The following is a 14,816-nucleotide window of genomic DNA, read 5'->3' on the forward strand; positions in this document are numbered from 1 at the left end:
GTATAAAAGGTGGGATCGTTTGTGGGTAAGACAATTCGCTTAACGACAGCACAAGCGCTGATTCAATTCTTGAACCGGCAGTACATTCAGGTTGACGGAAAAGAAGAGCCGTTCGTTGAGGGCATCTTCACGATTTTCGGCCACGGAAATGTGTTGGGGATCGGGCAGGCGCTTGAGCAGGACGCCGGGCACCTGAAAGTCTATCAAGGCAAAAACGAACAAGGCATGGCGCATGCCGCGATGGCATACAGCAAGCAGATGCTGAGAAGAAAAATTTACGCGGTATCGACATCGGTCGGTCCGGGTGCCGCTAACTTGACGGCTGCCGCGGGTACGGCGCTGGCCAATCATATCCCGGTGCTGCTGCTTCCGGCCGATACCTTTGCGACGAGGCAGCCTGACCCGGTGCTTCAGCAGGTGGAGCAGGAATACAGTGCCGCCGTCACGACAAACGATGCGTTAAAGCCCGTGTCCCGCTATTGGGACCGCATTACCCGCCCCGAGCAGCTGATGAGCAGCTTAATCCGGGCATTTGAAGTGATGACAGATCCGGCAAAAGCGGGTCCGGCGACCATCTGCATATCTCAGGATGTAGAGGGAGAAGCATTTGATTTTGATGAAAGCTTCTTTGAAAAACGCATTCATTACATTGATCGGATGCAGCCGAGCGAGCGTGAGCTGAAAGGCGCCGCGGAGAGAATTAAGGAGAGCAGCCGTCCCGTCATTTTAGTGGGCGGAGGCGCGAAGTACTCCGGCGCGCGTGAGGAATTAATCGCGCTTTCTGAAACATACGGCATTCCGCTTGTCGAAACGCAGGCCGGCAAGTCAACGGTTGAAGCCGATTTCGCCAACAATCTGGGCGGCATGGGCATCACGGGCACCCTCGCTGCAAACAAGGCCGCCCGCCAGGCTGATCTGATCATCGGTGTCGGCACACGGTACACGGACTTTGCGACATCCTCGAAAACGGCGTTTGATTTTGACAAAGCAAAATTTTTGAATATCAATGTCAGCCGCATGCAGGCTTACAAGCTTGACGCATTTCAGGTCGTAGCCGATGCGAAAGTGACGCTCGGCAGGCTGCACGGCTTATTAGACGGATATAAAAGTGCATTCGGCACGGCGATTAAAGATTGGAAAAATGAATGGCTGGCTGAACGGGACCGGCTCGGCAAGGTCACTTTTACACGTGACGCGTTCAAACCGGAAATTAAAAACCATTTCTCACAGGACGTGTTAAACGAGTATGCCGACGCGCTCGAGACTGAGCTGCCGCAAACAACGGCGCTGTTGACCATCAATGACACGATTCCTGAAGACAGCGTCGTCATCAGCTCGGCGGGGTCTCTTCCGGGAGATTTGCAGCGGCTGTGGCATTCCAACGTTCCGAATACGTACCACCTCGAGTACGGCTATTCCTGCATGGGATATGAAGTATCAGGCACGCTCGGCCTCAAGCTGGCTCATCCCGACAAAGAAGTCTATTCACTCGTCGGTGACGGAAGCTTTCTGATGCTGCACTCAGAGCTGATTACCGCGCTTCAATATAACAAAAAAATCAATGTCCTGCTCTTTGACAACTCGGGATTCGGCTGTATCAACAACCTGCAGATGGATCACGGGAGCGGCAGTTATTTCTGTGAGTTCCGCACCGAGGACAATCAGATTTTAAACGTTGATTACGCGAAGGTGGCAGAGGGCTACGGCGCTAAAACATACAGAGCCAATACGGTTGAAGAACTGAAAGCGGCGCTTGAAGATGCGAAAACGCAAGACGTATCCACTTTAATTGAAATGAAGGTTCTGCCGAAAACGATGACGGACGGCTATGACAGCTGGTGGCATGTCGGCGTGGCGGAAGTGTCGGAGCAGGAAAGTGTTCAGCGGGCATACGAAGCGAAAGAGATGAAGCTGAAGTCTGCGAAGCAGTACTAGAGGGGAGGCATCACGATGGGCAAACAAGATATTCTGTGGGGCATCGCTCCCATTGGGTGGCGCAATGACGATATGCCGGAAATCGGAGCCGGGAATACGCTGCAGCATTTGTTAAGCGATATTGTTGTCGCCGGCTTTCAAGGTACGGAAGTGGGAGGGTTTTTCCCTGAACCCTCCGTCCTCAATAAGGAGCTGGCTCTCCGGAACTTGCGGATTGCGGGGAAATGGTTCAGCAGCTTTATCATTCAAGACGGTATTGAAAAAACGGCTGAACAATTTACAGAACACTGTGATTATTTGCAGAAAGTCGGAGCGGATGTCGCCACCGTTTCTGAACAGACGTACAGTGTTCAAGGCTTGGACATTGATGTATTTAAGAAAAAACCGCACTTCACAGATGAAGAATGGGATACACTGTGCCAAGGCTTGAACCGTCTCGGGAAAATCGCTGGCGAATACGGGCTGGATCTCACATTTCATCATCATCTCGGCACAGGTGTCCAGACGGCGGAAGAAGTTGACCGGCTGATGGATGGAACGGACCCGCGGTATGTCCATTTACTATATGATACCGGCCATGCCTATATCTCGGACGGAGACTATATGACGATTCTCAACAAGCATATGGATCGGATCAGACACGTTCATTTCAAGGACGCGCGGTTTGACATTATGGAGCGGTGCAGACAGGAAGGCAAGTCATTCAGGCAGTCGTTTTTACAGGGCATTTTTACGGTTCCCGGAGACGGTTGCATCGATTTTACCGAAGTATACCGAACGCTCGTCCGTCATGATTATTCAGGCTGGATCGTCATCGAAGCCGAACAAGACCCGGCAGTCGCCAATCCGCTTGAGTACGCGCTGATTGCGAGAAAGTACATCGACAGTGAACTGCTTGATCCTGCAAATTAGAGGGGGACTTATATGAATAGTGCCAAGGCGGAATCAGCTTTCAGCAAAAGGACTATCGCCGCAGCATTAGCAAATTACATTGATGCAGGTTCCATCGTGGCAGGATCAGCGGGTTTATCTATGTGGGCCAGCTATTTAAAGCTGTCCGACAGCCAGATCGGATTGCTCGGCGCCTTCAGCGCAAATGCGATATCAGCGGCCGTCGGCGCGCTGCTCGGCGGGTATTTGGCTGATAAAGTCGGCCGAAAAGCTGTATACACAAACAGTATGCTCGTCTACGCCTTAGGAATTTGTTTGGTTTTGTTTGGATTCAACTTTCCCATACTGTTATGCGGATACATGATTATCGGGATTTCTGTAGGCGCGGATATTACGGCTTCATGGACCATTATCGCGGAAAACGCCCCCGAGAAAAACCGGGCGAGGCATTGCGGAGTGGCGCAGGCGGCGTGGGCCGCAGGAGCTGTTGTGGTTCTGCTGTTATCCGTTTTGGTCGGTGACCTCGGGCTTTTAGGAAATAAAATTGTCTTTGCGCATCTATTGGTGATCGCCCTTATCACATATGTGATAAGAAAGCGTTTACCTGAGTCGGATGCCTGGAAAAACAGTGAAGAGCGGCCTGCCGCCGTGAAAAAAACATCTTATTTTGACCTGCTTCAGCCGAAATTTTTCAAGAACATTTTGTTTTTAATGGGTGTGTTTCTCGTATGGAATCTCGCCGCGGGCGTCATGGGATTCTTCATGCCGTACATCTACCAGCAGGTCGGCGGCGTATCCGCAAATACGGCCAACATTCTGCAGATGGCCCTGTTTATCTTCACCGGGCTCGGCGTCGCCTGTATCTTCATGCCTTTTGCAGATAAATATCGGAAAACGGTGTTCGGAATCTGCGCATTTATGGCCGTTGTCGGCTGGTCGCTGTTTTTACTGCCGTTTCAGGGGCTCCCGATGCTGCTTTTGTTTGTTTTAGCGATCGGCATCAATAACGGAGCCGGCCAGCAGGCGAACTACCAGCTGTGGGCAAGCGAGCTGTTCCCGACAGAATACAGAGCGTCAGCACAAGGGCTCATGTTCTTTCTCGTCCGTATTTCAATCGGCATTTGGAGTTTATTTGTGCCGGTCATCATGTCACAATTCGGCATCGGTTTTATGGCCGGTATTCTGCTCATATGCGTGACGGCCAGTATGATCATCGGGCTTGTCTTCGCACCGAATACGTCCGGCAAGTCGCTTGAACAGATACAGAAGGAACTGTACGGCGCTCCTCAGGACGGCAGCGGGAAAAGAAAGACGAAAACCATTATTTGATTATCAGAAGGAGTGGCGATCAATGAATTTACGTATAGGTGTTATCGGAACCGGTGCTATCGGAAAAGAGCACATCAACCGCATCACAAATAAGCTGTCCGGAGCGGAAATTACCGCTGTCACAGATGTGAATCAGGAGACCGCGCAGCAGACCGTTCAGGATTTCAATTTGAACGCCTCCGTTTATCCTGATGACGACAGCCTCCTCGCTGCTGAAAATGTGGATGCCGTCTTAGTGACAAGCTGGGGCCCGGCTCACGAGTCCAGCGTTTTGAAAGCGATTCAGCACGGCAAGCACGTGTTTTGTGAAAAGCCGCTTGCGACAACGGCAGAAGGCTGTATGCGCATTGTCGAGGAAGAAATGAAGACGGGAAAACGGTTGGTGCAGGTAGGTTTCATGCGCAGATATGACAGCGGTTACGTTCAGCTGAAAGAAGCGATTGACAACCGCGTGGTCGGCGAGCCGCTGATGATTCACTGTGCGCACCGCAACCCGACAGTCGCATCGAATTATTCAACAGACATGGCCGTCGTCGATACGCTCGTTCATGAAATTGATGTCCTCCACTGGCTCGTCAATGACGACTATGAATCCGTACAGGTGATCTATCCGAAGAAATCAAAAAATGCGCTGTCGCATCTGAAAGATCCGCAGATGGTCATCATCGAAACAAAAGGCGGCATCGTCATCAATGCCGAAATCTACGTGAACTGTAAATACGGCTACGACATTCAATGTGAAATCGTCGGGGAAGACGGTGTCATCAAGCTTCCGGAACCGTCAAGCATCAGCTTGAGAAAAGAAGGGACATTCAGCACCGATATCCTGATGGACTGGCAGCGCCGATTTGTGGCTGCGTATGATGTGGAAATTCAAGACTTCATTGATTCGATCCGGAATAAAGGCGAAGTCAGCGGTCCGACGGCATGGGACGGTTATATTGCCGCGGTGACAACTGACGCGTGCGTAAAAGCTCAGGAATCCGGCCAGAAAGAGCCAGTGGCGCTTCAAGAGAAACCGGCATTCTACCAATCATTTACGACTGTGAACAAATAATAGATCGGGAGTGAAAGAAATGAAACTGGCCTTAGATCCATCCATGTACCGCGATGATTTAACTTTGGAGGAAACGGTCTATAAAACGGCGGAACTCGGATACGAATATATCGAACTGTCTCCGCGCGAGGATTTTTGTCCTTTCTATAAATATCCGAAAGTCGATTCAGCAAAAATCAAACAATTGAAGCGCCTTTTAAAAGATACAGGTGTGAAGCTGTCTTCTCTTCTTCCGCTTTACCACTGGGCGGGTCCTGATGAAGACCGCCGACAGGCCGCCGTGCGCAACTGGAAACGGGCGATCGAAATTGCGGTTGAACTTGAAGTGGATTTGATGAACAGTGAATTCAGCGGTTCAAAATATGATCCGTTGACAAGTGAAGAAAAATTCATAAAATCCATGGATGAACTGCTGCCCGTCTTTGAAAAAGAAGGCGTTAAACTCAATCTTCAGGCTCACCCATACGATTTTATCGAAACGCACAAAGGGGCGATGGATATGATCCGCGCGCTTGACAAGGATTGGATCAATCTTGTCTACTCGACTGCGCATACGTTCTTCTATGATGACGGAAAAGGCGATATTGCGACCATGTTTGATGAAGCCGGCGACCGCCTCACACATGTTTTATTTGCAGATACTTTTAATCATAAAGCGGCGCACGGTCTGCGCTACATCGTCAACCCGCCTGATGCGAAAGTAACGGTTCACCAGCATTTGGACATCGGGCAAGGCGAGGTCGATTTTGAGACGATTTTCAGAAAGATGAGAGAGATGAAATTCGACGGAATTGCGACGAACGCCGTTTTTGCTTGGGTCGGCGAAAGAGCGGATGAATCAAGCCGGACCATGCTTAAGAAATTAAAGGAAGAACTGGGTATGGCATAAGCTGAGTATGGAGTTCGGCGGAGCGGGGCAAACAAGCCCTCCTGCCGGACTCCCTTCATATCGAAAACGCGGATGGGAGAGGCTGACATGAAACTTTGCTTTAATGAAGCGACTACGCTGGAGAATTCAAACCTGAAACAGGATTTAGAACTGTGCGAAAAGCACGGCTATGATTATATTGAAATCCGCACAATAGATAAGCTGCCGGAATACTTAAAAGACCATTCACTGGCCGATCTGGCGGAATATTTTCGAACCCATCACATTAAACCGCTTGCCCTGAACGCACTGGTTTTCTTCAACAACCGTGATGAGAAGGGCTATAGGGAGATCATTTCGGAATTCAAAAGCATGATGGAAACCTGCAGGACGCTCGGCGTGAAATATGTGGTGGCCGTGCCGCTTGTGACAGAGCGGAAAATCTTGAAAGAAGAGATCAAAAAGAGCAGCATAGAGGTGCTGACTGAGCTTTCGGACATCGCGGAGCCGTACGGCGTAAACATTGCCCTTGAATTTGTCGGCCACCCGCAATGTACGGTCAATACATTTGAACAGGCGTATGACATCGTGAACGCTGTCGGCCGCGATAATGTCGGACTGGTGTTTGACAGCTTCCATTTCCACGCGATGGGCTCCAATATTGAGAGTTTGAAGCAGGCGGACGGAAAGAAAATTTTCATCTATCATATCGACGATACAGAAGACTTTCCGATCGGCTTTTTAACGGATGAAGACCGCGTCTGGCCTGGGCAGGGTGCGATTGACTTAGACGCCCATCTGTCAGCGTTAAAAGAAATCGGATTCAATGATGTTGTCTCCGTAGAGCTGTTCAGACCTGAATATTATAAGCTGACTGCGGAGGAAACGATCAAAACGGCAAAGGAAACAACGGAAGCCGTCGTATCAAAATACTTCATGAAGGAGGCGTGAACATGGCTTTTGTCACCATGAAACATCTTCTTGCAGAAGCGAAACGGGAGCATTATGCAGTCGGCCAGTTTAATATCAACGGCCTCCAATGGACGAAGGCGATTCTGCAGGCGGCGCAAAAGGAGCAATCGCCGGTCATCGCCGCGGCTTCCGATCGTCTGGTCGACTATTTAGGCGGATTTAAAACGATTTCCGCCATGGTCGGCACGTTAATGGAAGAAATGGCGATTACCGTTCCCGTCGTGCTCCATCTTGATCACGGAAGCAGTGCGGAACGCTGCAGACAGGCCATTGACGCGGGATTCAGCTCAGTGATGATTGACGGCTCCCATCATCCGATTGATGAGAACATCGCGATGACAAAAGAAGTTACCGACTATGCCGCAAAGCACGGCGTCTCAGTAGAAGCAGAAGTCGGTACGGTCGGCGGCATGGAAGACGGGCTGGTCGGCGGGGTCCGCTATGCCGATGTCGCCGAATGTGAGCGGATCGTCAAAGAAACCAATATCGACGCGCTGGCCGCCGCCCTCGGCTCCGTCCACGGCAAATATCAAGGTGAACCGAATCTCGGATTTAAAGAAATGGAGGCTATCTCCCGCATGACTGATATTCCTCTCGTTCTTCACGGGGCATCCGGGATTCCGCAGGATCAGATCAAAAAAGCCATCACGCTCGGCCACGCGAAGATCAATATCAACACGGAATGTATGGTAGCCTGGACAGACGAAACACGCCGCATGTTTCAGGAAAACGGAGATCTGTACGAACCGCGCGGCTACATGACACCCGGCATTGAAGCCGTGGAAGAGACAGTGCGAAGCAAAATGAGAGAGTTCGGATCAGCCGGTAAAGCCGTAAAGCAGCAGGTCGGCTGATGAAAAGCACTCACAACATCGTGAGTGCTTTCGTCTTTCCGTTTATTTCCTTCTCACGTTTCACCAAAGTATACAGCTTGCCCCCTCGTTTACTATAGTTATGAAAACTAGAATTCGTTATTATCCTTTTCTTATCGATGACGTCGGTAACTTTCTTTTTTGTTAAAATAATCTATAAGTCATGTATTTTTGGCTTTCGCAGTGATTTCATTATTACCTTGTCTCGAATTCTCATAAGTTTATACCGCATATACCCTACGTAAGGTCTCGTTTAGTAAAAGTTCTTATTCCGTAAACCAGGAGACCGAGACATGTTATTACCATAATTGAGTAAAATAGGAAGTTTGATTGAATCGGTGATTCATCTTCGGGTGACATTGCTAACATAGGCTGTGTCCATGGATATACTTGACCTAATGGTGTACTGGCAATAATAATGGCCGGTAATGTAAAAACAATGCTAACAGCGAGTGGTATGCCAAATGTTTTAGACCTGATTGAAACAATAAGCTGCAATAAAATTAATGGTAAACAAGCTAAGATCCCTCTAATTCCATAACCTAGAATTGTAAGTAAAGGAAGAGTCCCGCTTATGCCTAACATATAACCGAATCCAATAAATAAGAGGATTAAAATGAACATACTAATGAATATCATGCGGACCACTGTTAGAAACTTTCCCAGAAAGATATCTGAGTGTTTGACTGGTAAGGCTAGAAGCTGTTTCCAACCGCCTCCTACATGTTCCCCCCTGCAAACAAGGGCGGCGAAAATTCCCACTACGATAGGCAATACAAAAGGGCCCATAAATAAGGCAACTTGTGTCCAAGCCTCTACCCAGGGATTGTCTCCAGGATTCATAAAAAGGTTATAGTTTTTAATAAAGTTAGTGTATGCCAGGGATACACCTAACAAAGGCCCTAATAAATAGATGATCCATAACTTTGATCGCTTAAGCTTTAAACGTTCTACAAATAAAATGTTTTTCAAGTATTTCGCCTCCTTTTTACAAAGCATCCCGTTTAGCAAAATGAATAGAGCCTAGAAATAATATAATTATCCCTAAGAAAAGGCTAATGCAAAGGTAAGATGAAAGATCTGGGTTATATCCTATCCCTTCATACTGCAGAATGACTGTCGAAGATTGACTAGGATAAGCAAGCGGAAACCATCTCGTTGATTGAGCAGCTGCCAAAAACAAACCCATTATAGATGATACTGATCCTACAAGAATTGAGAATGCCTGGTTGCTAAACACCATAGATAACCATATCTGGAATGCCATTATAGGCAGTACTGTAACTAACATGCTGTAACTATCTCCAAACAAAAGTCCCCAAGGTACACTACCTTCGAATCCTACCAGTTTGCCCAGCAGTACCATGCCGAGCAAGAAGATTGTTGACGAAATAAATAAACTGACTACTAAGCAAATAAATTTACTTACATAAATTCGCATTCTAGATACAGGAAAAGAAAGGGTTTGCTTCCATCCGTTTGCTTGATGCTCTATATTTGCTATTATTGACGCAGAAAGTGTGGCGGCTAATGGAAAACCCAGACCAAATAACAAACTGTTATCATACAGTAAATACATCCACATTGATCCAGCATGGAACATTTCAGCTTGTTTTTCCACGTATTCAGATCGATAAGTAAGATTTACCAACTCATATGCTATAATGAGTAAGGGAACCAATAAGACTACAATCAATAACGACGAACGTTTCAGTTTTAATTGATCTGCCCATAATAACTTTTTCATAGACTTCCCTCTGTACCAGTTAATTCTAAAAAAATATCCTCAAGCGATCGTGTCTTTTCTTCAAGTCGAAATACAGACAGCCCTGAATGAAGAAGTATGGAATTGATTTCTGAAACAAATTCCGGTTCTGTTTGAGACAGCCACAAATAATTTTTTTGTAAATCAACCTTTAATCCTTTCCTGTTTAGTATTGTTTTTGCTTCGATTACGTCACTAACACCGACTTTTAATAGTGGTTTTCGTTTTTGATGTAAACTTGCAATCGAGTCCTGAAAAATCATCCTTCCATTGTTGATAATTCCCACTTGAGTAGCCATTTGATCTATTTCACTCAATAAGTGGCTGGATACAATAACACTCATTCCCGATTTAGGCAATTCTTTAATTAGCTCTCTTATTTCTTGGATACCGGATGGATCTAAACCGTTTGTCGGTTCATCCAGAATTAATAAATCAGGACTGCTTAACAGGGCAACTGCAATTCCCAAACGTTGTTTCATTCCAAGGGAATACTCCTTAGTCAGTCGATTTGCTACTTTAGATAACCTTACAGTTTCCAATACTTCATTGACCCGTTGTTCCGGAAGTCCTCGTAACCTCCTAACAGTTTCTAAGTTTTCGTAACCTGTTAAATTACCATAATAAGTTGGAGATTCTACCAGTGACCCGATTCTTTGCAATATCTGCAAACGATTCTTGTTTAGGTTTTGGCCAAAGATTTCGATGTTTCCTTTTGTTGGTTTAATTAAACCTAATAACATTCGGATGGTTGTTGTTTTACCAGCACCATTCGGTCCAAGAAAACCATAAATTTCGCCGCGCCTAATCCTTAAGTTTAATCCATCAACAGAAGTATGCTTTTTATACTTTTTAGTTAGATCGTGTGTTACCACTATTTGATCATTCATTTGTCTCTCACCTCACTTTTATCATAAGCGATGTTCTTTAAACACAAACGAAACTCTTCCTAAACATTCACTTAACGACATCCCTGGTTTATTTTCTGTATGTAGTTATATTGATCCCTGAATATCAAGGTTAAAAATTTAAAAGAATATTCTGAACCCTTAACGAAAGTTAAATTCTTTCCTTTTCTGACCTTTATGTCATTGATCTCATATAAAATAAGAAATAAAAAGGAGGGTAACTTATGACGTTAGAAGAGAACAAAATCCTCATGGTGGATGATGACGAACATATCTTAAACTTATTAATAACTTGCTTTGAAAAGGAAGGTTTCAGCAATATTTCCACAGCTATGACAGGGAGCGAAACCCTTCTGAAAATCGATCAGGAACTTCCGAATATTATTTTATTAGATGTCATGCTTCCGGACACTGATGGCTTCACCTTATGCAGCAAAATACGCTCGCATACAAATGTGCCGATACTCTTCTTAACGGCAAAAACAACAGATTTAGATAAATTGCAAGGGTTTAGTTTTGGGGGAGATGACTATATTACTAAACCATTTAATCCACTGGAAATTGTAGCTCGTGTAAAAGCCCAATTAAAGAGAATGACTCAACTCTCTTCTGCTTACCCTCTAAAACAGGTATACGATTATGAATATTTTAAAATAGATCCCAATACCGGAAGACTTGTTGTTAACGGGACAAGAATCGATTGCCCTGCTCAGGAAATGAAACTTCTGATTTATTTCTGTGAACATCCCAATCAAATTTTAAGTAAACACCAAATTTATAAAGATGTGTGGGGGGAGTTTTATGGCGGAGATAGTACTGTAATGGTACATGTAAGACGATTACGTGAAAAATTAGAGGAAGACCCGAGCAGACCTAGATGGATTAAAACGGTTCGAGGACAGGGCTATATATTTGAAGCAGAGCCTATAGATGAGGATTTATTTTGAAGCTGAGAAATAGGATAGCATTTTACTTCGTATCGAGACTTTTTTTACTCATGTTTATTTGGGGTCTGCTCATTGTGGGCAGTATCATATTTTTCAGCCTCGCCTTAGGTCAGAATAAAATGGAAACGCCGCACTTATCCTTAAAAAAAATTGTTGACCAAACAGTTGTTGCAGATAAACAATTTTCAATAAATACGAAAGCAAAAGAAGATTTATTAGAGAACCGAATGTGGATTCAAATTTTAGATGAACAAGGAGATCAGGTTTTTTCTTTTAATAAACCTCAAAATATACCTAAGCATTATATTCTTGGAGAGTTAATATCAGATTACATGTATCCTGCCAAAAAAGGTTATCAATTATCTACGTGGTACGAAACGAAAAACAATCAGGATTTAACATGGGTATTGGGAAAGCCGATGGAAAAAAATAACCCTTTTTTCTATTGGGTGAATAACTTGTGGATAGTTTCTATTATTATGGCAGGGATTGTAATTGCAATATTTTACGGAAAAAAACTAGGTGCTCCCCTGCTGTTTATTGTATCTTGGATTGAGAATTTGTCTAAAGAAAAATATGAAGAACCTTATGATTGGAAGTTTCATTCAAGCAAATATAGACATAATAAATCTGGATATAAGACCTATCAAGAATTAATGCAGGCTCTGTCTGAACTTACCTCAACGCTTCAAAGGAATAAGGCTGAGCGAGAATTATTGGAAAAGACACGAGAAGAGTGGATGGCCGGTGTCTCACATGATTTAAAAACCCCTCTTTCGGTTATTAAGGGATATACGGTTCTTTTATCTTCAAATGAATATGATTGGGAAAATCAGCAAGTGCGTGATTTTTCCTTAATAATGGAAGAACGTGTAGAATATATGGAAAAGCTGATTGAAGATTTCAACTTAACTTTTCAATTGAAAAATGAGTCGCTTCCAATCCATCTTGAAGAAAAAAACGTAGTGAAAGTAATTCATGACACTTTAGAAAAAATGAAGCTGCTACCGGAGTCAGAAAATAAGAGATTCGCTTTAGAATCCAGTCACAATAAGATACTTTTTAATATGGATGAAAGGTACCTAAAGCGCGCAGTTGAAAACTTGATTGCTAATTGTATTAAACATAATCCTCCGGGCACTAAAATAAAGATCATATTATATCAGGACGTGTTACATGACAATGAAATACAAATTATAATAGAAGACGATGGGATAGGAATGGACGAAGAGACGGTCGAATGTTTATTTGATCGGTATTTCAGAGGGACAAGCGCTACGTCAAATAACTCAGGGACTGGATTAGGAATGGCTATTGCTCAACAAATTATCAAGGCACATGGGGGAAATATTGATATATATAGTCAGCCGGGAATTGGCACAAGATTTAAAATTACCTTTCCGAGTCCGCCATCTAAGTATAACAATGTCAATTAGAAATAATCGATCTTACATTGAGAAAGGGAGAAGCGGGTCTTTTATAAAGGCCCGCTTTCTCATGTTGCAGAGAACCGATGAAAGCATTATGATGGGGGCATCAAATAATGAGGGCTCAGAAAAGCCGTATCCTTTTGGAGGATGGTTGCATGAATAAAATCATGATTGTGGAAGATAGTGAAGACATTCGCGGACTATTGCAGAATTACCTTGAAAAATACGGATATCAAACCGTGGCCGCCGCGGATTTCACGGCTGTTCTTGATGTTTTTTTGCGGGAAAAGCCTGATGTGGTGCTGCTTGATATCAATCTGCCGTCTTATGACGGCTATTATTGGTGCCGCCAGATCCGCCAGCATTCTACAAGCCCGATCATTTTCATCTCAGCCAGAAGCGGGGAAATGGATCAGGTGATGGCGATTGAAAACGGCGGAGATGATTATATCGAAAAACCGTTTTCTTATGATATTGTGCTGGCGAAAATCAAAAGCCAGATCCGCAGGGCATACGGAGAGTACGCCGCCAAGCAGGGAGAGAAAGTGGTTGAATATGCCGGTGTGCAGCTCTTTGTGGAACGGTTTGAACTGCGCTTTCAGGACGAAAAAAGCGAGCTTTCTAAAAAAGAAAGCAAGCTTTTGGAAGTGCTGCTGGAGCGGGGAGAAAAGGTGACGAGTCGGGACCGGCTCATGGAAAAAACGTGGGACACCGACATTTTCGTCGATGATAATACGCTTAACGTGTATATCACGCGGCTCAGAAAAAAACTGCGGGAGCTGAATGCGCCTGTTTCCATTGAATCGGTGCGGGGCGAAGGCTACCAGCTGAGGGCGCTGTCATGAAGCTGTTTCTCCGGTCTCATGCCGTGCTGATCCTGCTTTTTCTCCTTCAAGGGCTGTTTGTCTTCTTTTATTACTGGTTTGCGGGTCTTCATTCTTTTTCTCACCTGTTTTACATATTGGGCGTGCAGCTTCTTATTTTAGCGGGGTATCTTGCCTATCGCTGGTACAAAGACCGCAGCGTGTATCATTGGCTCAGCTCGGAGCAGGAAGGGACGGACATCCCGTATCTCGGTTCTTCAGTGTTTTGTTCAGAGCTGTATGAAAAGCAGATGGAGCTGATCCGGCTGCAGCACCAGAAGCTCCATGAGACCGAAGCCAAGCTCGAGGCGCGAGTGACGTATATGAACCAATGGGTGCACCAAGTAAAGACGCCGCTGTCAGTCATTAATTTAATCATTCAGGAAGAGGATGAGCCCGTCTTTGAACAAATCAAAAAAGAGGTTCGGCAGATTGAATTCGGGCTGGAGACGCTTCTTTATTCTTCAAGGCTCGACCTGTTTGAGCGGGATTTTAAAGTCGAAGCGGTTTCCTTATCAGCGCTTCTCCAATCGGTCATTCAAAGCTATAAACGATTTTTTATTCAATACCGCGTCTATCCGAAAATGGACATTCGCGATAATCATCAGATTTACACCGATGCGAAATGGCTCAAATTTGCGATCGGCCAAGTGGTCACAAATGCGGTCAAGTATTCGGCAGGCAAGAGTGACAGACTGGAGCTGAATGTCTTCCGCGATGAAGACAGGACGGTGCTTGAAGTCAAAGATTACGGTGTCGGGATTCCCTCGCAGGACATCAAGCGGGTGTTTGACCCTTATTACACCGGCGAAAACGGACGGCGTTTCCAAGAATCTACGGGAATCGGCCTCCATCTCGTCAAAGAAATTACGGGCAAGCTCAATCACACGGTGGACATCACTTCGTCCGCCGGTGAAGGGACATCGGTCCGATTTTCATTTCTTACAAAAATGTAAGACTGCGTTAAGAAAACAACATA

General features: G+C 45.3%; 14 protein-coding genes. 11 read left to right on the forward strand and 3 right to left on the reverse strand.

Annotated elements, in window-relative coordinates:
- The first annotated feature begins 21 nt into the window (after window positions 1-21).
- The 7 genes from iolD (at window position 22) to iolJ (ending at window position 7,906) form a co-directional block, all read left to right on the forward strand.
- Window positions 22-1,935, forward strand: coding sequence for a 3D-(3,5/4)-trihydroxycyclohexane-1,2-dione acylhydrolase (decyclizing) (gene iolD, locus OQ477_RS11830; RefSeq protein ID WP_265972572.1), 1,914 nt, complete (start codon window positions 22-24; stop codon window positions 1,933-1,935).
- Between the two features lie 15 nt (window positions 1,936-1,950).
- The gene (gene iolE / locus OQ477_RS11835) at window positions 1,951-2,847 is read left to right on the forward strand and encodes a myo-inosose-2 dehydratase (protein WP_265972573.1); all 897 of its coding nucleotides are present in this window, start codon (window positions 1,951-1,953) and stop codon (window positions 2,845-2,847) included.
- 12 nt (window positions 2,848-2,859) lie between these two features.
- The gene (locus tag OQ477_RS11840) at window positions 2,860-4,155 is read left to right on the forward strand and encodes an MFS transporter (RefSeq protein WP_265972574.1); all 1,296 of its coding nucleotides are present in this window, start codon (window positions 2,860-2,862) and stop codon (window positions 4,153-4,155) included.
- Between the two features lie 22 nt (window positions 4,156-4,177).
- Entirely contained in the window at window positions 4,178-5,212 is a 1,035-nt protein-coding gene (locus OQ477_RS11845) for a Gfo/Idh/MocA family protein (protein WP_265972576.1), read from the forward strand.
- 19 nt (window positions 5,213-5,231) lie between these two features.
- Window positions 5,232-6,101 carry a sugar phosphate isomerase/epimerase family protein gene (locus OQ477_RS11850; protein WP_265972578.1) on the forward strand — a complete coding sequence of 290 codons (870 nt, stop codon included), beginning with the start codon at window positions 5,232-5,234 and terminating at the stop codon, window positions 6,099-6,101.
- Window positions 6,102-6,188: 87 nt separating this feature from the next.
- Window positions 6,189-7,031, forward strand: a complete 843-nt coding sequence (iolI, locus tag OQ477_RS11855; RefSeq protein WP_265972580.1) for a 2-keto-myo-inositol isomerase — start codon at window positions 6,189-6,191, stop codon at window positions 7,029-7,031.
- Window positions 7,032-7,033: 2 nt separating this feature from the next.
- On the forward strand, window positions 7,034-7,906 hold the full coding sequence (gene iolJ / locus OQ477_RS11860) for a 6-phospho-5-dehydro-2-deoxy-D-gluconate aldolase (protein WP_265972582.1): 873 nt from the start codon (window positions 7,034-7,036) through the stop codon (window positions 7,904-7,906).
- Window positions 7,907-8,161: 255 nt separating this feature from the next.
- Here iolJ and OQ477_RS11865 read toward each other — a convergent pair whose 3' ends face one another.
- Genes OQ477_RS11865 through OQ477_RS11875 form a run of 3 tightly spaced genes read right to left on the reverse strand, consistent with a single transcriptional unit; the run spans window position 8,162 to window position 10,579 of the window.
- Window positions 8,162-8,896, reverse strand: coding sequence for an ABC transporter permease (locus tag OQ477_RS11865; RefSeq protein WP_029325768.1), 735 nt, complete (start codon window positions 8,894-8,896; stop codon window positions 8,162-8,164).
- A gap of 16 nt (window positions 8,897-8,912) precedes the next feature.
- Window positions 8,913-9,671 carry an ABC transporter permease gene (locus tag OQ477_RS11870; RefSeq protein WP_007614844.1) on the reverse strand — a complete coding sequence of 253 codons (759 nt, stop codon included), beginning with the start codon at window positions 9,669-9,671 and terminating at the stop codon, window positions 8,913-8,915.
- On the reverse strand, window positions 9,668-10,579 hold the full coding sequence (locus tag OQ477_RS11875) for an ABC transporter ATP-binding protein (protein ID WP_265972585.1): 912 nt from the start codon (window positions 10,577-10,579) through the stop codon (window positions 9,668-9,670). The genes OQ477_RS11870 and OQ477_RS11875 overlap by 4 nt, the downstream gene beginning before the upstream one ends.
- A gap of 242 nt (window positions 10,580-10,821) precedes the next feature.
- Here OQ477_RS11875 and OQ477_RS11880 point away from each other — a divergent pair, with 242 nt between their 5' ends.
- From OQ477_RS11880 to yxdK, 4 genes are all read left to right on the forward strand, one after another.
- Window positions 10,822-11,544 (forward strand): response regulator transcription factor, encoded by a 723-nt coding sequence (locus OQ477_RS11880; protein WP_265972587.1) that lies wholly within the window; start codon window positions 10,822-10,824, stop codon window positions 11,542-11,544.
- Window positions 11,541-12,980: a HAMP domain-containing sensor histidine kinase gene (locus tag OQ477_RS11885; RefSeq protein WP_323054511.1), complete on the forward strand. Its 1,440-nt coding sequence runs from the start codon at window positions 11,541-11,543 to the stop codon at window positions 12,978-12,980. Before OQ477_RS11880 ends, OQ477_RS11885 begins: the two co-directional genes overlap by 4 nt.
- A 149-nt stretch (window positions 12,981-13,129) precedes the next feature.
- Window positions 13,130-13,819, forward strand: a complete 690-nt coding sequence (gene yxdJ, locus OQ477_RS11890; RefSeq protein WP_032875556.1) for a two-component system response regulator YxdJ — start codon at window positions 13,130-13,132, stop codon at window positions 13,817-13,819.
- Window positions 13,816-14,793 (forward strand): two-component system sensor histidine kinase YxdK, encoded by a 978-nt coding sequence (gene yxdK / locus OQ477_RS11895; protein WP_265972592.1) that lies wholly within the window; start codon window positions 13,816-13,818, stop codon window positions 14,791-14,793. Before yxdJ ends, yxdK begins: the two co-directional genes overlap by 4 nt.
- Window positions 14,794-14,816 lie beyond the last annotated feature (23 nt).

Source organism: Bacillus sp. ChL18 (assembly GCF_026241425.1).
Lineage (GTDB): Bacteria > Bacillota > Bacilli > Bacillales > Bacillaceae > Bacillus > Bacillus velezensis.

What these genes read in the sequence shown, in the direction of transcription:
- iolJ (WP_265972582.1), top strand. Translation starts at nt 7,034, where the DNA reads ATGGCTTTTGTCACCATGAAACATCTTCTTGCAGAAGCGAAACGGGAG.
- iolE (WP_265972573.1), top strand. Translation starts at nt 1,951, where the DNA reads ATGGGCAAACAAGATATTCTGTGGGGCATCGCTCCCATTGGGTGGCGC.
- OQ477_RS11870 (WP_007614844.1), bottom strand. Translation starts at nt 9,671, where the DNA reads ATGAAAAAGTTATTATGGGCAGATCAATTAAAACTGAAACGTTCGTCG.
- OQ477_RS11850 (WP_265972578.1), top strand. Translation starts at nt 5,232, where the DNA reads ATGAAACTGGCCTTAGATCCATCCATGTACCGCGATGATTTAACTTTG.
- OQ477_RS11840 (WP_265972574.1), top strand. Translation starts at nt 2,860, where the DNA reads ATGAATAGTGCCAAGGCGGAATCAGCTTTCAGCAAAAGGACTATCGCC.
- OQ477_RS11845 (WP_265972576.1), top strand. Translation starts at nt 4,178, where the DNA reads ATGAATTTACGTATAGGTGTTATCGGAACCGGTGCTATCGGAAAAGAG.
- OQ477_RS11880 (WP_265972587.1), top strand. Translation starts at nt 10,822, where the DNA reads ATGACGTTAGAAGAGAACAAAATCCTCATGGTGGATGATGACGAACAT.
- OQ477_RS11875 (WP_265972585.1), bottom strand. Translation starts at nt 10,579, where the DNA reads ATGAATGATCAAATAGTGGTAACACACGATCTAACTAAAAAGTATAAA.
- iolI (WP_265972580.1), top strand. Translation starts at nt 6,189, where the DNA reads ATGAAACTTTGCTTTAATGAAGCGACTACGCTGGAGAATTCAAACCTG.
- yxdK (WP_265972592.1), top strand. Translation starts at nt 13,816, where the DNA reads ATGAAGCTGTTTCTCCGGTCTCATGCCGTGCTGATCCTGCTTTTTCTC.
- yxdJ (WP_032875556.1), top strand. Translation starts at nt 13,130, where the DNA reads ATGAATAAAATCATGATTGTGGAAGATAGTGAAGACATTCGCGGACTA.